Source organism: Bacillus altaicus (genome assembly GCF_042136375.2).
In the GTDB taxonomy this organism is placed as follows: Bacteria; Bacillota; Bacilli; order Bacillales; family Bacillaceae_G; genus Bacillus_A; species Bacillus_A cereus_U.
Window position 1 is genome coordinate 3,693,624 of sequence record NZ_CM143394.1, and the last position, 20,449, is coordinate 3,714,072.

A 20,449-nucleotide genomic window follows, 5' to 3' on the forward strand; every position below is an offset into this window, starting at 1 on the left:
TTCATCCTTACTATTAAGGTGCCTCTATCACTTTTATTCAAATAGCCCCATACTTAAATAACGTTCCCCTGTATCCGGTGCAATACATAAAACTTTTTTACCAGCACCTAGACGCTTCGCTATCATAATTGCGGCGTAAACAGAGGCTCCTGAAGATGGCCCTACTAGTAATCCTTCTTGTCTTGCTAAGTTCCTCATTGTAGTTAATGCCTCTTCATCTGCAATTTGAATAATTTCGTTATACACTTCTGTATTTAAGTTTTTTGGAATAAAACCAGGACTTGTTCCGACTAGTTTATGAGGGCCTGGAACACCACCAGATAACACTGGTGACCCTTTCGGTTCTACTACTGCAATATATAAGTTTGGTAGTTTCTCTTTTAATGTTTCACCGGTCCCTGTAATTGTTCCACCTGTTCCTGCGGTTGCTACAAATGCATCAAGCTCTCCATCCATTTGTTCATAAATTTCAAGTGCAGTCGTATAACGATGAACATCCGGATTTGCTGGGTTTTCAAATTGCTGCGGAATAAAACTATTTGGAATTTCTTTTTGCAACTCTACCGCCTTTGCAATTGCTCCTGGCATTCTTTGTTCTGCCGGTGTTAAAACTACTTCTGCGCCGTATGCCTTCAATAAATTAATACGCTCTTTGGACATATTGTCTGGCATAATTAAAATTGCTTTATATCCTTTGGCTGCTGCATTCATCGCTAAACCAATTCCTGTATTGCCACTCGTCGGTTCAATAATTGTATCCCCCGGCTTAATGAGGCCGTGTTCCTCCGCAATATGAATTAAACTATAAGCAGCACGATCTTTCACACTGCGTGACGGATTAAACATTTCCAGTTTTACATACACATCCGCTGCGTCTTCTGGAATAAATTTAGATAATCGAACGACAGGTGTATCTCCTATTAATTCTGTAACGTTTTCACATACTTTCATAGCGCATCTCCTATTCTATCGTTTTCTTATCATTTGGCAGTAACCATGAAGTTAGTCCAATTAATGGTAAACAACTACATAATAGCATAATAAACTGAAGACTATACATATCAGCCAATTTCCCAAGAACTACAGCACCTAATGCTCCAAGTCCAAACGCAAGGCCGACAATTAAACCAGATACCATTCCAACTTTCCCTGGAACAAGTTCTTGTGCATATACAACGATTACACTAAAACTACTAGAGCTAATAAATCCAATGCATAAAAATAACGGTACAACCCACATAAGAGAAACGTGAGGTAACAATAGTGCTAGCGGCGCTGAACCGAGCATCGAAAAGACAATGATCTTTTTCTTACCGAATCGATCCGCTAGCGGACCACCAAAGAAAGTACCTAATACACCAGCAATCATAAAAGCGAAGACGAAATACTGTGCATTTTTTATAGATAAACCGTAATGCTCTATTAAATAAAATTGATAGAAATTCCCGATACCAGCACCGTACCAAGAACGTACGAATGTTAGAAAAACAAGAAGTATAATAACAAATTTAATGTGCGTACCTACAATCGCATTTTCAGCCTCAAGTGCAGCCCTCTTTTTCCTTCTTACAGCACCAGTCGCTAATTCATTTTTATACCAATTTGAAACAAAAAATAACAATACAATCCCTACCGCTGCGAAAGCAGTAAAACCTAGAGAACCAATTTGACCTAGTGGAACGAAAATGAGCGCTGTAAAAATAGGTGCTAGCGAATTCCCTGTATTTCCTCCCACTTGATAAATCGCTTGTGCTAAACCACGTTTGGCACCTGCCGCCATATAAGCAACTCGGGCACCTTCTGGATGAAAGACTGCGGAACCTAATCCAATAAATAAAACAGAAATAATAACAATAATAAAATTCGGGGCAAACGCGAGCCCAATCATCCCAAGCATGCTCGAAAACATACCGAGTGGTAATAAAAATGGTGACGGCTTCTTATCTGAATACATACCAAAAACCGGCTGCATAATCGATGACGTCATATTTAACGCGAACGCTATCCACCCTACTTGCATGTAGGATAAATTCATCGTTTTTTCCAAAATAGGAAACAACGCTGGCACAACTGCTTGCATCGAATCATTCAAAAAATGTCCGAAACTAATCGCAAATAATATTCGATATATCGTCGGTGTTTCTACTGTATTTTTTTGTGAAACTGCCTGCATATACGAATCGCTCCTTCCTGTACAAAATATATATTTATTACATTAAGTGTAATAAATTCTGAGTTTTGAAACATTTCTATTCTATACTGGTTTCATTTCTTTTTCCAGAAATTCAACTTGTACAAAATATATATTTTTTCTATATGCTTTGTCGGATTTATTTATATGAACTCTTTGTATTTTCTTTTATACTGGGACAGGATGAAAGGAAGGCTTGCAACTATGAAGAAAAAGACGATCCTAAAACATATTAGGATCGCCTTTTTTTATTAAATAGAAAAACGCTTATATTTCTCATAATCACTCGTCTTACATTCTAGTGCCATTTTCGTACCTTCGTTTTCATAACTCGTAGATAAAACGTGTGAATGATTGTTGAAATACGAAACTACCTGTCCTTGATCATATGGAATTAACATTTCACACTTCGTATACTCTTTATAAATGTGTGAACGAACCACTTCTACAAGCTCTTCAATTCCAACATGTTTCTTCGCAGATAGATAAACGCGATCTTCTTGCACTTTCGGAATTTCAACATCTACCAAATCTGATTTGTTATATGCATAAATCGTCGGGATATTTTTCACGCCAATTTTCTTTAACGTTTCATTTGTAATATCAATTAATTGCTCATAATTGGGATTTGAGTAATCTACGACGTGAATGAGTAAATCTGCTTCCGCCACTTCCTCTAGCGTTGAACGAAATGCTTTCACAAGATGATGCGGTAATTTACTTACAAATCCAACTGTATCCGTTAATAAAAATGATTTATTATCTGGCAACTCAATATTTCGTACAGATGTCTCTAACGTCGCAAATAACATATCTTTTTCAAATACTTGTTTCTCTACAGTTCCATTAAAAATTTCAAGCATCGTATTCATTATCGTTGATTTACCTGCATTCGTATATCCTACTAATGACACAACTGGAATTTCATTTTTCTTACGTTGTTTACGCTGCGTTTGGCGCTGCGCAACAAGTGCTTCTAATTCTTTATTTAGAGTCGCAATTTGTTCTTCAATTTTACGACGATCTAATTCCAACTTCTTCTCACCGACACCTTTATTTTTCGTGCCAACTCCCCCGCTTTGTCTTCCTAAAGATTCACGAAGACCGATTAAACGAGGCATCATGTACTGAAGATGGGCCACTTCTACTTGCAACTGCGCTTCTTTCGTTTTCGCACGTTGCGCAAAGATATCTAAGATTAAAATGGTACGATCAATTACTTTACAATCTAAATCCTCTTCTAAATTTCGAATTTGTGAAGGAGATAATTCATCATTAAAGATGACCATATTTGCATCTGCTTCTTTCACATACGCTGCTACTTCTTCAATCTTCCCTTTTCCAATATAATGCGACGGATTTACTCGTTGTAAATTTTGCGTCACTTGACCGATTACTTCCACATCACAAGCTTCCGTAAGATTTGCTAACTCTTCCATCGAATATGCAAAATCAGCTTCCTTACCTAAATTTACTCCAACTAATATTGCTCTTTGTAATAATTCTTCCATATATTTATTCCTCCATTTCGATTACGCAAAATAAAAAACACAGGTCACTGCCTGTGTTTTCGTAAACGGATAAGGGTTCACCAAAGAAATAGAAGAAAGCAGTGCTTTCGTCCTATATCATGGTCAAAAAGTCCTAAGATAGTATACGTATCCAACAAGTGTTCACCTATACTAGCCCATTCTATTTATAAAGGCAAAACAAAAAGAGGGCGTATTCGTCCCTCCCTCTTTTTCACATATAAGCTTAATAAAGGGTTCCTTTAAAATAGGCAGACCAATCCCGTTCACTCTGCACACAGACAGAGTCTTTGAGCGCTATTCAATTATCGGCACAAAGTATTGAGACGTAATCTGATTAAGATCAAAGGAAGCCCCTCCGTTCATTTTAAGTTACATAAAGTGTAGCATAAGTAATTCGCTTTCACAAGATTAAACCAACTATAGAAACAGAAAGAAAATCTTTATATTTTTACTTTAATCGTCATTTTTTGCGAGTTCTTCTCACAATGAAAATAACAACAGCAATTATCAATAACAGACCGATGGAAATGATAGCAACTTGCCACCAACTTAAGCCACTCACCATCTCCCCTTTTAAATCCACTTTCTTCGTTGGAACATGCTCTTTTGTAATATGACTTAAAGCCACTTTGTCCGCCCCTGCCTCATCCAATCTCTTCGTTCTACTACAACTATGTGTGTATAATTGTTTTTCTGATTCTCTTTGAGAAGAAAATACTAAGTACTCTCCTCCTTCTACAAAGTGAAACACACAATCACCACCATTTGTATATACGATAATTTGCGAAGAAGTTGTCCCTTTCCAAATTTTCTTCACTTCAAATAACACTTCAATTCCACCCCCTTCTTTCCTTCCAACCTCAATTACTTTACCCTCAAACACTACATCATTTTTTTGAAATGCATCTTCTGCTGATACGTTAATACAATCACAAGCATAAGATTTTTCTGGAAAAATAATAAGAATAAAGCTACAAATAATGACAACAGGAAACATGTGTAAAATTCTATTCAAGGAGCTCACCTCTCTTCATTATCAATTTTAGAAACTTCTCGTATATTATTTTTACAACACTCGCCAAATTCCTTCATAGTAAGTTAAGCATTATCGTTTCAATACAACAAAAGTCTATATTGACATTTTTAAAACCTGGTATTAGTATCAGATTGCAAAATAAAAATTAGGAGATGATCCTATGCATTCTAAATCTCGTATTACTGCAATTGGTACTTATGTTCCAGATCAAATATTGTCTAATAACGATTTAGAAAAGAAGGAAAATTAAATAATGGAGATACACTTTTACTATATGGACTTGGCGGCGGCCTTACGCATTTAGGACTTATCGTGGAGTGGGATTTAAACTGAAATTTCCTTTTATACAACTAACATTACGGTAAATGAAATTATATAAACGATTTTCTGAATTTATCTATCACAACTCAAAGTATATCAACGATTCCAGTTCAACTATTAGTTAATCACAAAAAAGCTGCATTCAAAGATTGGTTACCTCCCTTTGAACGCCGCTTCTTTTATCTAAATTTTATTTACCTGTCCGAGACCATATCACAACTGGAATAAGCAGTAAGGCTATAGCTCCTCCCGCTAATGATAATGCCGCATAACTTGAATTAGCTACTATCATTCCTGACATTGCTCCACCAGAAGCTCCAGCTAGTGCAATAAATACATCTACTTTCCCTTGTATTTTTGCACGTGTGGAAGGCTCCGTTGAATCAACAATTTGAGCAGTACCACTTATTATTCCGAGGTTCCATCCTAATCCAAGTAAAGAAAGTGCTACAACTAATAGTATTAAAGAGTCGTTTGGTGCCATCGCAGCTAGTACACCGGCAGCAAGCAATATAACTCCACCAGCTATACTCATCGCTGTCCTGCCAACTTTATCAATCAAAATTCCTGTAACAAGTGACGGAAGGTACATTGCCCCTACGTGGAATCCAATGACTAGCCCTACTTCACTTAGTCCATGACCATGGTGTCCCATATGTACTGGAGTCATAGTCATAATCGCAACCATAACTACTTGAGTAAGTATCATAACGATTGCTCCGACGGTAATGCCCCTTTTATTTTCTAACGTTTCATTAGTTACCGATTGTCCTTTATATGTATGTTCCTGTTTATATCTTTCTATTATGTTAGCAATAATTAACGGATCTGGACGAAGCAGAGCGAAAAGTACAAGTCCCGCAAGTATAAATGCCGCTGCCGATAATATGAACGGACCAGCTAGTTCAGGAATTCCAATTGAATGAGCAAAATTGCCCATTACACCTACTAAATTCGGTCCCGCTACTGCACCGAAAGTCGTCATAACCATTGTAATACTAACTGCGGTTGCTCGTTGCTTCTTATCTGCTAAATCTGTACCTGCATAACGAGCTTGTAGATTCGTAGCTGTACCCGCACCATAAATAAGCAAAGAAACAAGTAAGAGAATAGTACTATTTGTTAAAGCTGCCATTACAACTCCAATAGCTCCAAGTCCCCCTACCATAAAACCTGTTGCAAGTCCTACTCGGCGCCCATATCGTTGCGAAAGCTTTCCTACTACGAAAGCCGCTATCGCAGATCCCAATGTAAACATAGCAGCCGGTAATCCTGCATATGCATCTGTTCCAAGCATTTGCTGTGCAAGAAGTGCACCTACTGTAATTCCAGCAGCTAATCCCGCTCCGCCAAACATTTGTGAAATACTTACGATTAGTAACGTTCGTTTATATAATCTTTGTTGGTCTTCTTCTGTATACATATGGTTACTTATTGAAGCATCCGCCTTACCTAGCATTTTCTCACCTACTTAATAAAATTCATTACTCTTATTAATGTACTATATTTTCATAATTAATGATAATTGTATTCATTACTTTATCATTGACTCATCTTATCAAGTTGTGGTAACATACAAAATCTACATTTCATTAAAGAACTACCAAAGTTAAATCATTTAAGCTTCGTGGATTCTAATGTTGTAGATGGTAATATAGATCCTTGCGTCGGAATTGGTTTTGTTGGTTTTAATAATAAAAGGCATTATAGTCATAAGTTTAATGAACTAAACCCAGATCTTCCATACTAGTGTAAAGAAAACAGGCTAATTTCAGCCTGTTTTCTTTACACTTCCCCTGCTATTCTTCTTCCTCTTCTTTTACTTAAAGATTTCCCTTCCCAAAATAACAAACTTACTAAAGCACAAACTAAAATAATTGGAACACTCGCTTTATATAAATCTGTAAAACTCATAGCCATCTGATTCTGAGCATAATGATTCACGTCATTTGAAAATACGAGTATTTCTTTCTTTATATTCTCTTCTTGTTTTTCAACTTCTTTTGTTACTCGATTCGTAACTTCTTCTCTTTTTATCTCTCTATATTCTACTGGAACTTCACTTAATACCTCATCCACTTTTTGATGAATTAATTCGTCTTTTTTCTCTTTATTTAATCCCACCAATGTTTCATTTTGTTTCTTTTCTACATTTGTTTCTATACTTTGTTTCTCTACTTTTTCTTTTGTTACTTGTAATATCTCATCTTGCTGAGCACTAACCACATGAATATTACGCACTTTTTTTTCTGCATAATGATATACATTCTCTTTATTTATAGATAAATTGTGAGTTAAGTTAGATACGAATATCGCTACCGCTAATACAATACCTACTTGCCGTAACATCGATACAACACTTTGAGAAGCAGTTAATAATTCCCCTTCAAACGAAGATGCACTTAAAACCGTAATTGGACCTACTACTAAACCATATCCAACACCTAATATCATACACGGAATAATAATTTCTATATTTGTTGAATTGATGCCAATCATTTGCAACCAATAGTAGGATAGACCCATAACAAGAAACCCTGACAAAATAATAGTTACTTTTCCAAATTTTTTAATTAAAGTTGCTGCAACCGGTGAGACAAAAAATATCATTGCTGAAATAGGTGTCACTAAAAAAGCAGCTTCAATTTCCGTTCGGTATTGTATTTTTGTTAAGAATGTTGGAAGCAACACAGTTACTCCAATTAAAAACAAATTACTTAATACAACAACTATAGACGCTCCTACAAACATTCGATCTTTAAATAATTTTAAATTCACCATCGGATTATGAATCTTTCGTTCCACTAAAACAAATAGAATAAGAGAAATAGTGCTAATTGCATAACAAGACCAAGCGATATTACTTTGCCATCCCCACGTATTGCCTTTCACTAATACGAGAGTAAAAGAAAAAATCGCTAAACTACTTAATATAAGTCCAATCCAATCAATTTTTGAAATAATACGTTCTTCATTTTTTACTTGTAACATAATACAGCATAAAATGATTCCAAGAATACAAATCGGAACATTGACGAAGAACACCCATCTCCATCCTACATTTTGCGTAATAATTCCGCCTATTACCGGACCAAGTGCAGCTGAAAATCCTTGCGTTACTCCTAAAATAGCAAGTGCAACATGCCTCTTTGCTAACGGCATAGCTGATACACCAATTACCATACTTGTCGGAAATAAAATTGCTGCTCCAACACTTTGTATAAAACGAGAAAAAATGAGGAAGTCACCTGTATTAGCAAAAGCACAAAGTACTGACCCACCACCGAAAATCACCAAACCAAGAATATACATCTTTGCTTTTCCAAAAATCTCAGCTATCCGTCCTAGCGGAATTGCGAGTACTGCAATAGTCATTGTATATACATTTAATACCCATGACATCTTTTCTAATGAAGTATTCACACTTGTTTGTATAGCTGGTAAAGCTATATTCATAATCGTTGTATCAATCATACAAAGAAAAATACCTAAGCACATTAAAAAGACAATTTTCAGTCCCTTTGATTGCTCCATGTTCATCTACCCCTTTATTTATTTTGAACACATTTTTCATTCTTCTGTTTTATTATTTTCTTTCGTTTCTAGCTGCTCTAATTTTCTCTTCAGCGTCTCTACTTGTGCACTATATGTTGCAATACCTACATCAAGCGAAATTTCTTCAACAAACGTAATACCTTCTCTCCATTTTTCATATTTCAAGCGAAGGTCCGCAATGTACGCTTCTTTCCTTTCAATTTCGTCCTCAATCCATTTTTTCACCTTCGCACCATCACTATAATTACCAAAATACATCCTCATTAAAAAATCTGAACGTAAAATATCTTTCTCTACATCTGTTTGCATGTATTGATAAAACTCTTCACGCCCTTCCTCTGTAATAAAGTACATTTTCTTATTTGGTTTCCCTTCTTGCATGATAACCTCTTTTTTTATTTTCCCCTCTTTTTCTAACTGACGTAACGTTGGGTAAATCATTCCAAAGCTTCCATCAAAAAAATGAGTAAATACGTCTTCAAAAACGATTTTAATATCATAACCAGACAATTCTTTTTGCATTAATAAGCCTAAAACAACATCTCTTCCCTTCAAATTAAGACCCCCGCATAGTATATAATCAACATTCATATTAACAATGTTAATATGAATGTTGATTATATACCTTATTTTACAAATTGTAAAATGTTTCTAAATAAAAACTACCTTGTAATTTGATTAAAACAAATTACAAGGCAGCCCCTATACAAACTTTACTTTTTAACCCCTACATCTTGCACAGATTTAATGTCCTTTTTCTTTCCTTCTTTTATTTCATTATAATAAAAAGGTAATTCTATATTATGTTCTAAGAAATACTCCTCAATTAATGAAATAATCACTTTTAATGTTTTCAAACGGGCGTATAATTTATCATTACTCGCAATAATATGCCATTTAGCATTCGGTTTATCTGTGTTTTCAAACATGTCTTCCGTTGCTTCGACATACTCATCCCATTTTTCACGATTACGCCAGTCTTCATCTGTAATTTTCCATCTTTTAAGAGGATTAGTCTCTCTTTCCTTAAATCTCTTCAACTGTTCGCCTTTACTAATATGATAGAAAAACTTCCCTATTATGTAATGATCATCTGTTAATAGTTTTTCGAAATCATTAATTTCATCATACGCTCTCGTCCATTCTTCTTTTATAGCAAAACCTTCAACACGTTCAACTAATACACGCCCATACCATGAACGGTCGAATATAGTAATTTGCCCGTACTGAGGAAGTTTCCGCCAAAAACGTTGCAAATAATGATACCGTTTTTCATGAGGAGCAGGCGCGCCAATTGGATTTACTTGGAATCCACGTGGATCAAGATGTTCAGTCACTCGCTTAATCGCTCCGCCTTTACCTGCCGCATCCCAACCTTCCATAACCATCATAACGGCTATTTTCTCTTCTTTTAATATTTGCTGTAGTGCCAATAAGCGCATTTGATATTTTTCCAGTTTCTTATTGTACTTAGATTTTGATTCAATTCTTTTCGTTAAATCTACTTTAGCAAGATGCTCTTTTTCCATAATGCGAATCCCCCTTGTTATATGACAATGTTATTTTAACATATTTATTGGTAATTTTTTCATATTATTATTCTTTTGATTCATACGTAAGACTCTCCATCTTTAGTTCAATAAATTGATACAAAAGCGTGATATACGTACCAACAAACAGATGTAATTGAACGCTAGACACAAAAAATGCTGTGTAGAAAAATCTCTACACAGCTTCCTTATCTAATTCCCCTTAATATATCACTTTAATAGCATTTATCTTTTGACACATCCACTTATACTACAAACTAATTACCGGTGGAATACCTGCTTCCGGTAAAAAATAAGCAAACACTGTAAAGCCGATAATTAATATTGCAAATAACGACGTTACAACTCCAACCGGTATTGTAAGAAAGATAGCAGTCGAACTTTTCCTTATAGAGAAAATAATTGAATATATCCCGATTAATAGACTTAATATTGCTACACTTATATACACAACTACCGCATACCAAAGATTAACTTCCAATAAAACACCCGAAATAAATATATACAAAAATAATAATTGTAGAAAAATACTACTCCCCGTGCTTACTAGTACTTTCAATATAATGTTCTCCCTTACAATTCACTTTGACTGGATTTGATGTGTATCAGCATATGGATCGCGTATATACCAACTATTAAGCAGACGTGTCAAGTATAACCGTAGCGAATACTATAATGATTCCTAAGCCGAGACTCATACTCATACCCCTATCACCTTACATTATATGGTATATTTTCTCGAACAGAGCGAATAATAACAAATAACTTTGTTAAAGAATGGGGGTTTTTCAAAATGAAACGAAAAATAATATCTCTTTTTTCCCTTATCTGCTTAGCACTACCAATACAAGCTAGTGCATACACATTTCAATCACTACCAACTGCGTCAAAGTCTAAACAGTGGTATATCGAAATTGACAAATCTCATAACTCAAACAAGCAAGCGGTGCAGCCAAAACAAGGTGTATATGATACGTATAGTTTACTCTTAAAAAATATTGGTAATGATGTATCAAATGTATCCGTGGAAATACTTGATAATAACCCTACATCTAAAGCTACCTTTAATCCTACTACATCAAATAACAACGTTTCAAAAAGTCATACAAGTTTTGATTACATGGTGTTCCCATTAGACTTTAATAGCCATAATTTCAAAGTCGTCATTACTTGGGAAGAAAAGAATTTCTCTTACAACGGCCATCCAGTACATGAGGGTAAAAAAATGAAGCAAACATTTGTGTTTAACGAAGAGTAAGTCCTAATTTGATTAGGGCTTACTCTTTATTTACAAAACCAGATTGAATTGCTTCTGTCACTTCTTTTGCAATATGTATTTTTGTAGCGTCTGCACAAATTTTTTTGTCCCAAACATGTACGGAAGGCTCTTCATTAGACAAATGTTTAATTAAGATGAATCGATTATATGTCATTTTATTTTCTATAGGGGTAGCAATATACACCGTAAAATTCTTTGCTTCAAATACCTTTTCTTCCACAACGTATTTACATCCCAACTCTGCTACTACTAAATCGTTTAGGTTTTCTATAGTCATATACCATATCCCCCTTTTAGCCTACATGATCAATCGAACCGCCGAATACTTGGTACAGACAATGCCACTCCAATTGTTATGAGTACTAAAATAGCTAGCATTATAATTGTTATCTTTCCACCTATTACAGTAGCTAACCAGCCTACAACCACATACCCTAATGGCAATAAAGCAAATGAACCTAACATATCAAGGCTTGCCACTCTTCCAAATGCTTCTTCTGGTACAAGCTCTTGTAAACTTGTTTCCCAAATGAGCCCAAATATCATAATACCGAATCCTTCAATTGCCATTAATCCAATTAAGGCAGGTGCCCAAGAAACGAAAGGCATAATTAATAGTGCCATTCCACTTATTAAAACACCGCCATACGCAAGTAATCCTCTCTTATGCCACTGCTGCCTCCCACCAAAAATTAGCGCTGCAATTACAGCTCCAGCACCAGAAGCAGCCATACCCAATCCATATACATAAGCTTCAAAATGATGATGAACATTAAACAACCATGGAATTAATACAACGATAATGCCTGCATAACAAATATTAACGAAAGAAAAAACTAGAATAGTAATCCACAACCACGGATGGCTTTTTAGAACAAGAATCCCTTCCATAAAATCTTGTTTGTAATTGACTTTATACCTTTCAAATTTCTGTACTTTATTAAACTTTATTTCTTTTAAAAATAATAAACATACAAATGATAGCAAATACGTTGCTGCATCTAGTCCGAAACCTATCCCTGCAGATGTAACTGATACTATTAACCCACCAAGTGCTGGGCCAATTAATCGTATGCCTTGATTACTCATTTGCGTTAATGCGTTAGCTGCATTTCGAATTTCCGGTACAAATACTTTCGCTCTTACAGCCGCATACGCCGGCTGAAATATACCTTCCATAAGTCCATATAATGCAACGAGTACATATAATAGCGTAATCGTTAACAAATCCATAAATATAAGTGTTGCAAGTAATAGCATTAATATGCAGCGGATTATATCTGTAAATAACATCAATTTCACCCGGTCAATTCGATCCACGACTAATCCAGCAAATGGTAACGCAAGAATATTAGGAAGCATGTACATTGCCATAGTCATTCCCATTACAACTGTTGAACCAGTTAATGAATACACAACGACTGGCAGAATAACCATCGTTATCGAACTACCTAAAGTCGAAAGTAATTGCCCAATCCATAAAAACTTAAAGTGTGGTGACACTTTAACTGGCAATAACAATTTACCGACATAACCTAAATTTTTCTCTGTTGGTATTTCTCCTTGCATATCTCTCTCCTCTTTTCAAATTTAGTTAATATCTAAGATTAAACACAGAAAATTCAATCTTTAATACCTTTAATTATATATGAAACTGTTAAATTATTGGTAAAAATACAAAAAAGAAAATCATAATGAATCTACAAATATTAAGTGTTGAATATAAATAAAAAAGGTGTTTTCATATATGAAAACACCTTTCCACTTTATAATTTTAAGTTCTTCTTCAATGTCCAATACTTTTCTTGAGCATTTTCAAGCGAGAACTCTACCCAGCCATTTGGATCTTCACGATATACATTTACTTTTGTACCATTCTCTAATTTTCCAACTTCATTTTGTGTAACGTTTGGTACACTCTTAATTGGATTGTTAAACGGGAATGGAACTTGATAGTAAGACCCTACCGACTGAACAGTAGTTTTTGCGTCTTTTGCATAATCTTTATATGGAATTTCTGCGCCTAATGCCTCTACATTTAATGTATTAGGGTTTTTCGATAATCGTTTTACATTTTGATAATCTTTGTTATTGAAAGGCTTAATACGTTCCATAATATTAGCGATTTTGCCAGCCCATTCTTTATCAGTTGAATACATTACATTCATCGCAGGTAATGTGTAACCTTTGAAATACTTAGCACCTTGTTCTAAGTAATTCTTTCTCACATAATCAGCATTGTATGAAATACTTAATCCATAAGATGGTAAATATTTTGCATGTGCGAATGGATCCCAATCATACGCTCGTAGTCCAAATAAATTATGTTTACGATATGCAATTTCTGATTTCCCGTATCCAGACTCTAAGATTGCATGTGCTGCTAAATATAAAGAGTTCACGCCATACTCGTTTTGTGCTTTAATAAAGTCTTGTCCAACTCCAACAAGCGGACTATCGGGATGATATCTTTTAATATAATTATCAATCTCTTGAGCTGTTACATTAGAAGGTAATGTTACATCTAAATCGATATATGATGCCATGGCGTTATATAAAAATTGTGCATATTCTTCCCGTGTTAAAACACCTGTTGGATTAAATGCACCAGCTCCATTACCTGCAGCAACACCGTTAGACTCTAATGCACTAATCGCTTCATTTGCCCAATGATCTTTCGGAACATCATTAAATGTATGATTAGCTTTTACTTTTAGTTTAAAGGCTTTCTGTAAAATTACAGCCATTTCAGCACGAGTTACAGATTCTTTCGGTCTAAATGTTCCTTTACCATTACCTACGAAAATCCCCATATCTGTTAAAGCTAAAATTTCTTTTTGGAACATTGTTGTCCCTTCGTTAATATCAGAGTATGGATTTTTATATTCGCTTTTCGCTTCTGCCTTTAACGCACGATACATTAATGCAGCTACTTGCTCACGAGTTACAACATCCCCGAATCCAAACTTCCCATTATCATATCCTGCAATAATTTCTTTTGACGTTAAATTAGTAATTGCTTTATACGACCAATGACCTTTCGGAACGTCTGGAAAATCTTTTTCAGCTGCAAATGAAGTTGCCGGAGCCATCACTACTTGAAGTGCGACTGTCACTGCTAACACATTAGAAATAATTTTTTTCATATTTTTTAACACGTTATGTATATGCTTGTCCCGTGTTAACTTGCCTCCCTTTATAATAAAATTTTCCCTATTAAACTAACAAACTCTTAATTCAATTAATTAGTCAACAGTAAAAGTATACGTGATAAAAATAAACTAATCTACCATTATTTTATTTATAATCAGCATAATACGATATATCTTTTTATTTCGATACAAAATTATATAAACTCATATAAAAAGCCCATCTCTATATAGACGATGGGCTTAGCAAACGATATTTTTTTATTTAGCTAAACGATACTTTGAAACATTGAAACCTTTCCACTCATAATAATCTAAAATACCAGCATAAATTGCCTCTGCAGCAATTTGCCTTCCTGATTCAGTAGCTAATTTTCCATTATCTATATTATTATCTATAAAGGCAAGCTCTGTTAAGACTGCTGGTACTGTATTTTTATTTACTACATAAAATGAATGATCATCTTTTATATTTCTATCTCTTGTATGTAGTGCTTCTACTACTCGTTTTTGAATTTTTTGTGCTAATACTTCGCTATCCTTTTCAATCTGTGTCTCTTCCCCAGACTTGGATTTTTTATAATAATATGTTTCCGTTCCATGACCATCATGATTTTCAGAAGAGTTTGCATGAATGCTTACAAATATATCTCCATTGTTCTCTTGACCAAATTTCACTCGATTCACAAGAGATTCATTCTTGTTACTTCCTGGATTTCCGTTCTCTTCACGTGTTAACAAAGCTTTTAAAGGTGTATTTTTTTCTAACAACTTCTGTAATCTTAAAGATGTATCAAATACAATTTCACTTTCCTTTACACCTTGCCCTGGATTCCCTGGATCAAATCCTCCATGACCAGGATCAATAATAACTACCTTTTCCACTAATGGATTTCCAACTTTAATTGAATCAGCCTTTTTAATAAATTGAGCTGCTTCTGCTTTAGTTAGAATTTTTTCAGGCTCCCATTTGTTACCAGTACCAACAGAAATCCCCAATTCAACTAGGATGTTAGCTTTTGCTTTACCCCAGCTTTTTTCTAAATCACTGAATTTAGTTGCTGGAGTACCGTTTACTTTAGAATCTAATTTGTAAGCTTCTACAATAAGAGATGCCATTGAAACGCGGTCGATTTTTCCAGTTGGATCGAATACGCCGACATCTTTCCCTTTAACAACACCAGCTTTTTCTACAGCTGCGATGTATGGGGTATACCATCCGTTTTGAGAGTCACCGAAAGATGGTTTAGCATCTTTATCGAATGGTAAGTTTAAGATTTTAGCCATCATTGTAGCTGCTTCTGCACGAGTGATCTCTTTTCCAGGCTCGAACATTCCTTTCTCGTTACCTGTAACTGCGCCTTTTTCTGCTAAGTAGTTAATAGAATCTTCTGCCCAGTGTTTAGCTGGGACATCTGGAAATGTTTTTGTTTGTGCGAGACTGCTAGATGAATAAGATAATATACTAGCTGCGATTACTCCTGCTGCGATTATTCTATTTTTCATAGAATATATTCCCCTCTCAAGTACAATATTTTTATATAACGGAATAATTATAGTTCTGAAAATTAGTAATAGTCAATCGTAATTTGTATAATTTTGTCTTATTATTGTATTTTTTGGAACGAATAACTATAGTTAAACTATAAGATACTCATTTTATAAGAGGAGAGATTCGCATGAGTACGAATTGGAAAAGTATCGAACACCGCATTTATACAATGTGTATGATTCAGCGTAATAACGAAGTATTACTAATACAACGGCCAGATCATCTAGGTTTCCCTGGTTACATCGCTCCGGGTGGAAAAGTAGATTTCCCAGAAAGTATCGTTCAAGCTGCTATACGAGAAGTAAAAGAAGAAACTGGATTACTTGTTTCCAATTTAATTTTTAAAGGATTAGACGAATATGTAAATCCAAAAGAACAGGTTCGCTATATGGTTTTCAATTATTGGACAAATTCATTTGAAGGTAGCCTTCTTCCTCACCCTCCAGAAGGGGAATTAACATGGGTTCCAATTGATTCCGCGTTACATCTTCCTATGCAAGGGTGGTTTAAAGAAAGATTCCCATTTTTTTTTGAAAAAAGCACTTTCGAAATTCAACGTGTTTTGGATCGAGACTTAGATAAACAAGTTGCTATGACAATTACCCATACGTAAACAAGCTTGGAATCTCTCCAAGCTTTTCTTACTTTCCCTCTATTTTCTTAATCTCATAATCAACTTCTAAAAACTTAACTCCAAATATCCACATTCTATGATTAGCTTCTAATATTTGATCCTTGCTCTCTTTAATAATAAAAGTCTCTGCTAATGGTAAACGTATTGTAAAGAAACGAGTATGTAAATAAATCCCCTCATCTCCCTTACCATTTCTTCTCAGCTTACTAGTAATGATTAAATCATTACTCTTATTACATAATTTCAAAACTCCCGTCATATTCGAATATGGTAAAGGCAATGCGATATTCATATATGTATCGTTCTTGTATGCATGCTTTGAATAAAGGGCTACAAAAATCGTTTGCCCCTCTTCATTCTTTCTTAGCCAAGCCCTCACATTTTCCCTACCATCTCTTGCATCTTTCACACCAATAATAGAACCTTGCATTGCTTCCCACTTACCACCCATTCCTAAATGTATTTGTCCTACACGCTTACTCATTTTCTCATAACAAAATGCAAGCGGGCGAAACCAACGAGTCCATTTAATATGCGATTGTAACTCATACTCTTTTGTATTTTCATAAAAACAAATAATACTTAAAGGAATCTTCGTCGCGTCAAATGCCTCACTATGAAAATCATTCATTTTATCAACTAAACCTTTGTATTCCTTGTTATCTATTAAATTTCTGTTATGTAAAAATGCTTCACCAACTGTCGCATTTCCTCTTAACCTGCTCATTGGTTTCCCGTAATATTTATAATTCGGAGCACTCTTTTCAATCATCCAGCCGACAAATGCTGGTAACGCTACTCCAATTCCATTGACAACACCGTGGATCCAAACCATTTGTGCAATTGTAATCGTCATTACTTGTTTGAAATTCCCGTATGAATATATGAGTGAAAACATTATCGTTACCATAAGTGTGCTGGATGAAAGAGTAAGGAGAATCTTTGTACTTATAGCATTAAATTTCGTTCTCCACACGTAAACTCCATATCCGTAAATGGCAAATAAATATACGAACACTGCAAAAAATTCAAACACCCTCGAATACGTAATTCCTATCGCAACTGTCATTGGAGAAATGACGATGATAAACATAATAGCGTCATATAACTTACTTCCCCGTTCTCTTTTCCTTCCAAGTAAACCAGCTGATAACGGCAATAGAAATGCCGAGTAATGAAAGTGTGCAGCTGTGAGTAAAACTATGTCAGAACTAAAATGCATAATGGGGAATTTTGCTACAGAAGCAAAAAACCAAAAACCACCTAAAAACAAATAAATAAAAGCACTATCTATAGCTGCTTCCTCTAACGGCTTCCATCCTCTTTCTAGCAATCTACTTATACCAAATAATGCAACGATTCCTGTATATGCAAACCAAAGTAGCGCAAAGAAATAGTGATTTGTTACGAAAGCTAGCATTGCACTGATTGCTGCAATTGGATATAAAAACGATACAAATTTATAAAATAATAAATACGTTCCATTTCTTGTTTCTTTGTCAATAATACAAAATGACATCGGTATAAATAATAAGATAGATAACAATATAATTGCTTCAACAGGATTTACATTCGACCACTCGTATATTAGAAATATAATATAACAAACAAGCCCAAATAGTATATTTTTCATATCGTTTATTCCCTTTCCACAAATGTTCCCTTATATGAAAATAACGAACCAATTAACGGATTTCGTACTTGTACATGAATTCGAAAACATTGTAGTGTTTCATCATAACTTTCTACAATTTTTGCCTCTCCGTATAAAAATCTAGGTAACGGTATTTTTCTTCCAAACATAAAAAACCATTGTTTCTTTGAAAAAATATGCATCCCGCCTTTTTCATCAATATAAAAATTCAACGTAGAAACGAGTATATGCGGTTCGCCAAAATAATCTACAATTTCATTATTCTCTTCATCCAACTTCATAACAGCGTTAAAATATCTTTTCTTATTATGAAAATAAAAAGTACGATTCCACCGTACAAATTCTTTCCCCTGTCCATCTCGCTCAGCGGTATTATGTATCACAAACGGAACTTTTTGCCCTCGCTCAGAGAAAAACATACGGAACTTCGATGTAATTTTTAATATTAATTTAACGAAAAAAGATCCTCCATAAATTTCATCCATTTCCCCTTCCCCAATAAAGCTATTTCCCTTTGTTATCGCATATCGTTCCTGCAATTTTGGATGAAGCCTTTTATAAGAATCCCCTAATAATCTTTCATAAATATTAACCATATACTTATCCCTTTCTCGTCCTCTTACAATTTTTTGCACTCGGCAAATTAGTGCTATTCATATAACCGACAATCGATAACCCTATTAGAAGAAAATTTAATGTAATCGGATTAAACGGCTCTGTAAAACTTGTGATATTCGTAACTCCTGCCACTATAGTTAAGCCTATTAACATAACAATATGCAATATAAACAACTTTCGTTTTTGAAATGGCAATAGCCACATAACACCCCATATTATTTCTAAAAATCCAACTATTTTAAGTATAAAAATACTACTTTCATTCGATTCGATTAGTGCAGAAAGCATCTTTACTTCTTCTGAATGAGTAAACATCAATTTCGGTACAATCCCTTGATATAACCATACGAAAGCAAATAAAAAGCAAACGAGCCAATACGTCATCGTTCTTCTAATTAGCAACTTAGGATGAAGTCCCTTTTCTAACCATAATTTTAAAGCATCAAAACTCCATGCAGTTGCCCAACCTAATAGCGGACGAAAAATATATGAATCTATCACATTCCCTATACGACCAAACCTTGTATCATAATCATATTGCGTTTCAAAATGAATATGTTCTCCATTCGGGGTATACTTCCAATAACCTCGTCCTATTTGTATAAGTGATAGCTTATTGTCTGTCCAAAATTTCAAAGAGGAAATGCGCTCTCCAGTTTCTTTTCTTATTTCACCTATCGATTCCCCTTCTCCGGCTATTTCAAGCCCGAAACCAATCTTCGTTTTATATAAAAACTTCTGCGGCTCCCCTTCTTTTTTCTCTAAATACGAAATTTCCGTAAAACGGGCATCCCACTCTGTATGTATATCAGGCTCTTGTGTATATGCCCATAATTTCTTCATTTTTGTGTTCATTTCTGTTGCTACATAAATAGGCTTTTTCTTGCCCATCCTTCCACCTCCCATGCTCTATATTTTTAATGTACATGCAACGAATTTATTTTGCTACATTTTTCACAAACTAATTTAATAAAAAGATAGAATTTCAAAAAAATACAAAAAACACTTGATTCCCTGAAAAATTTAAATTATTATAAAACAAATGTTACCAACAACTTCATAAATCATACACTCTCGCCTAAAACGTGAGATAGAGGTTGCAACGCTTATAAGTATTCTAAAGGAGACACAGAGATGTCTATGATCTTAGAGGAAAGGAAGTGTTGCCGAAATTGATAAATTTCTCTGCATTTATCAATTGGGGCTGTTTTCGAATAGAAACAGAACTGTCATATGTACAGACGTGTACGTATGAAGAGCTATCTACAAAAAAGAGATATCATTTTTATGATATTCCTTTTTTGGCGGTTTTTTTATTAGCTCCGTTTTCTGTTTCCCTTTTCCTGTAACAGCACCATCCTCACTTATTTGAGATGGT

19 protein-coding genes, 1 pseudogene and 1 riboswitch are annotated in these 20,449 nt (G+C 34.7%); of the genes and pseudogenes, 4 read left to right on the forward strand and 16 right to left on the reverse strand.

The window, feature by feature from the left end:
- Window positions 1–33: 33 nt before the first annotated feature.
- From cysK to ACE38F_RS19055, 4 genes are all read right to left on the reverse strand, one after another.
- Window positions 34–951 (reverse strand): cysteine synthase A, encoded by a 918-nt coding sequence (cysK, locus tag ACE38F_RS19040; RefSeq protein WP_375369682.1) that lies wholly within the window; start codon window positions 949–951, stop codon window positions 34–36.
- 10 nt (window positions 952–961) lie between these two features.
- Window positions 962–2,173: an MFS transporter gene (locus ACE38F_RS19045; RefSeq protein ID WP_341307123.1), complete on the reverse strand. Its 1,212-nt coding sequence runs from the start codon at window positions 2,171–2,173 to the stop codon at window positions 962–964.
- A 269-nt stretch (window positions 2,174–2,442) separates the two neighbouring features.
- On the reverse strand, window positions 2,443–3,702 hold the full coding sequence (hflX, locus tag ACE38F_RS19050; protein WP_375369683.1) for a GTPase HflX: 1,260 nt from the start codon (window positions 3,700–3,702) through the stop codon (window positions 2,443–2,445).
- Window positions 3,703–4,183: 481 nt separating this feature from the next.
- Window positions 4,184–4,738 carry a cobalamin biosynthesis protein CbiN gene (locus ACE38F_RS19055; protein ID WP_341307125.1) on the reverse strand — a complete coding sequence of 185 codons (555 nt, stop codon included), beginning with the start codon at window positions 4,736–4,738 and terminating at the stop codon, window positions 4,184–4,186.
- Between the two features lie 181 nt (window positions 4,739–4,919).
- Between ACE38F_RS19055 and ACE38F_RS19060 the strand changes: the two genes are divergently transcribed.
- The gene (locus ACE38F_RS19060) at window positions 4,920–5,009 is read left to right on the forward strand and encodes a 3-oxoacyl-ACP synthase (protein WP_215555945.1); all 90 of its coding nucleotides are present in this window, start codon (window positions 4,920–4,922) and stop codon (window positions 5,007–5,009) included.
- Window positions 4,991–5,092 (forward strand): annotated as a pseudogene (locus ACE38F_RS19065) (ketoacyl-ACP synthase III); the annotation flags it as partial. The gene ACE38F_RS19060 and the pseudogene ACE38F_RS19065, both read left to right, overlap by 19 nt.
- A gap of 178 nt (window positions 5,093–5,270) precedes the next feature.
- Here the strand turns inward: ACE38F_RS19065 and ACE38F_RS19070 are convergent.
- The 5 genes from ACE38F_RS19070 to ACE38F_RS19090 all read right to left on the reverse strand — a co-directional run bounded on the left by ACE38F_RS19070 (window position 5,271) and on the right by ACE38F_RS19090 (window position 10,744).
- Window positions 5,271–6,539: an MFS transporter gene (locus ACE38F_RS19070; RefSeq protein ID WP_375369684.1), complete on the reverse strand. Its 1,269-nt coding sequence runs from the start codon at window positions 6,537–6,539 to the stop codon at window positions 5,271–5,273.
- A gap of 326 nt (window positions 6,540–6,865) precedes the next feature.
- A complete protein-coding gene (locus tag ACE38F_RS19075) occupies window positions 6,866–8,614 on the reverse strand; it encodes an MFS transporter (RefSeq protein ID WP_375369685.1) in 1,749 nt (582 codons plus the stop codon).
- 36 nt (window positions 8,615–8,650) lie between these two features.
- Window positions 8,651–9,190: a PadR family transcriptional regulator gene (locus ACE38F_RS19080; protein WP_215555942.1), complete on the reverse strand. Its 540-nt coding sequence runs from the start codon at window positions 9,188–9,190 to the stop codon at window positions 8,651–8,653.
- Between the two features lie 158 nt (window positions 9,191–9,348).
- Window positions 9,349–10,164: a polyphosphate kinase 2 family protein gene (locus ACE38F_RS19085; RefSeq protein WP_375369686.1), complete on the reverse strand. Its 816-nt coding sequence runs from the start codon at window positions 10,162–10,164 to the stop codon at window positions 9,349–9,351.
- A gap of 271 nt (window positions 10,165–10,435) precedes the next feature.
- Window positions 10,436–10,744, reverse strand: coding sequence for an alpha/beta hydrolase (locus tag ACE38F_RS19090; protein WP_215555940.1), 309 nt, complete (start codon window positions 10,742–10,744; stop codon window positions 10,436–10,438).
- 234 nt (window positions 10,745–10,978) lie between these two features.
- Here ACE38F_RS19090 and ACE38F_RS19095 point away from each other — a divergent pair, with 234 nt between their 5' ends.
- On the forward strand, window positions 10,979–11,443 hold the full coding sequence (locus tag ACE38F_RS19095) for a hypothetical protein (protein ID WP_215555939.1): 465 nt from the start codon (window positions 10,979–10,981) through the stop codon (window positions 11,441–11,443).
- Window positions 11,444–11,462: 19 nt separating this feature from the next.
- Here the strand turns inward: ACE38F_RS19095 and ACE38F_RS19100 are convergent, their stop codons facing one another.
- From ACE38F_RS19100 to ACE38F_RS19115, 4 genes are all read right to left on the reverse strand, one after another.
- A complete protein-coding gene (locus ACE38F_RS19100; protein WP_215555938.1) occupies window positions 11,463–11,741 on the reverse strand; it encodes a hypothetical protein in 279 nt (92 codons plus the stop codon).
- Window positions 11,742–11,770: 29 nt separating this feature from the next.
- Complete coding sequence (locus tag ACE38F_RS19105; protein WP_215555937.1) at window positions 11,771–13,033, reverse strand: MFS transporter; 1,263 nt, start codon at window positions 13,031–13,033, stop codon at window positions 11,771–11,773.
- A gap of 197 nt (window positions 13,034–13,230) precedes the next feature.
- Window positions 13,231–14,610 carry an S-layer homology domain-containing protein gene (locus tag ACE38F_RS19110; protein ID WP_375369687.1) on the reverse strand — a complete coding sequence of 460 codons (1,380 nt, stop codon included), beginning with the start codon at window positions 14,608–14,610 and terminating at the stop codon, window positions 13,231–13,233.
- A 264-nt stretch (window positions 14,611–14,874) separates the two neighbouring features.
- A complete protein-coding gene (locus ACE38F_RS19115) occupies window positions 14,875–16,119 on the reverse strand; it encodes an N-acetylmuramoyl-L-alanine amidase (protein ID WP_375369688.1) in 1,245 nt (414 codons plus the stop codon).
- A 173-nt stretch (window positions 16,120–16,292) separates the two neighbouring features.
- Here ACE38F_RS19115 and ACE38F_RS19120 point away from each other — a divergent pair, with 173 nt between their 5' ends.
- Window positions 16,293–16,778: an 8-oxo-dGTP diphosphatase gene (locus ACE38F_RS19120; protein ID WP_375369689.1), complete on the forward strand. Its 486-nt coding sequence runs from the start codon at window positions 16,293–16,295 to the stop codon at window positions 16,776–16,778.
- A 28-nt stretch (window positions 16,779–16,806) separates the two neighbouring features.
- Here the strand turns inward: ACE38F_RS19120 and ACE38F_RS19125 are convergent, their stop codons facing one another.
- The 3 genes from ACE38F_RS19125 to ACE38F_RS19135 are packed head-to-tail and all read right to left on the reverse strand — an operon-like array spanning window position 16,807 to window position 19,962.
- Window positions 16,807–18,432 carry a YndJ family protein gene (locus tag ACE38F_RS19125; protein ID WP_375369690.1) on the reverse strand — a complete coding sequence of 542 codons (1,626 nt, stop codon included), beginning with the start codon at window positions 18,430–18,432 and terminating at the stop codon, window positions 16,807–16,809.
- Window positions 18,433–18,437: 5 nt separating this feature from the next.
- Window positions 18,438–19,049 (reverse strand): DUF4166 domain-containing protein, encoded by a 612-nt coding sequence (locus ACE38F_RS19130; protein ID WP_375369691.1) that lies wholly within the window; start codon window positions 19,047–19,049, stop codon window positions 18,438–18,440.
- Between the two features lie 4 nt (window positions 19,050–19,053).
- Window positions 19,054–19,962, reverse strand: a complete 909-nt coding sequence (locus ACE38F_RS19135; protein ID WP_375369692.1) for a DoxX-like family protein — start codon at window positions 19,960–19,962, stop codon at window positions 19,054–19,056.
- A 192-nt stretch (window positions 19,963–20,154) separates the two neighbouring features.
- A riboswitch (Lysine riboswitch) is annotated at window positions 20,155–20,341 on the forward strand.
- The last annotated feature ends 108 nt before the right edge of the window (window positions 20,342–20,449 follow it).

Coding starts and splice junctions, on each gene's coding strand:
- cysK (WP_375369682.1), bottom strand. CDS start 951: ATGAAAGTATGTGAAAACGTTACAGAATTAATAGGAGATACACCTGTC.
- ACE38F_RS19045 (WP_341307123.1), bottom strand. CDS start 2,173: ATGCAGGCAGTTTCACAAAAAAATACAGTAGAAACACCGACGATATAT.
- hflX (WP_375369683.1), bottom strand. CDS start 3,702: ATGGAAGAATTATTACAAAGAGCAATATTAGTTGGAGTAAATTTAGGT.
- ACE38F_RS19060 (WP_215555945.1), top strand. CDS start 4,920: ATGCATTCTAAATCTCGTATTACTGCAATTGGTACTTATGTTCCAGAT.
- ACE38F_RS19070 (WP_375369684.1), bottom strand. CDS start 6,539: ATGCTAGGTAAGGCGGATGCTTCAATAAGTAACCATATGTATACAGAA.
- ACE38F_RS19075 (WP_375369685.1), bottom strand. CDS start 8,614: ATGGAGCAATCAAAGGGACTGAAAATTGTCTTTTTAATGTGCTTAGGT.
- ACE38F_RS19085 (WP_375369686.1), bottom strand. CDS start 10,164: ATGGAAAAAGAGCATCTTGCTAAAGTAGATTTAACGAAAAGAATTGAA.
- ACE38F_RS19095 (WP_215555939.1), top strand. CDS start 10,979: ATGAAACGAAAAATAATATCTCTTTTTTCCCTTATCTGCTTAGCACTA.
- ACE38F_RS19100 (WP_215555938.1), bottom strand. CDS start 11,741: ATGACTATAGAAAACCTAAACGATTTAGTAGTAGCAGAGTTGGGATGT.
- ACE38F_RS19105 (WP_215555937.1), bottom strand. CDS start 13,033: ATGCAAGGAGAAATACCAACAGAGAAAAATTTAGGTTATGTCGGTAAA.
- ACE38F_RS19110 (WP_375369687.1), bottom strand. CDS start 14,610: ATGAAAAAAATTATTTCTAATGTGTTAGCAGTGACAGTCGCACTTCAA.
- ACE38F_RS19115 (WP_375369688.1), bottom strand. CDS start 16,119: ATGAAAAATAGAATAATCGCAGCAGGAGTAATCGCAGCTAGTATATTA.
- ACE38F_RS19120 (WP_375369689.1), top strand. CDS start 16,293: ATGAGTACGAATTGGAAAAGTATCGAACACCGCATTTATACAATGTGT.
- ACE38F_RS19125 (WP_375369690.1), bottom strand. CDS start 18,432: ATGAAAAATATACTATTTGGGCTTGTTTGTTATATTATATTTCTAATA.
- ACE38F_RS19130 (WP_375369691.1), bottom strand. CDS start 19,049: ATGGTTAATATTTATGAAAGATTATTAGGGGATTCTTATAAAAGGCTT.
- ACE38F_RS19135 (WP_375369692.1), bottom strand. CDS start 19,962: ATGGGCAAGAAAAAGCCTATTTATGTAGCAACAGAAATGAACACAAAA.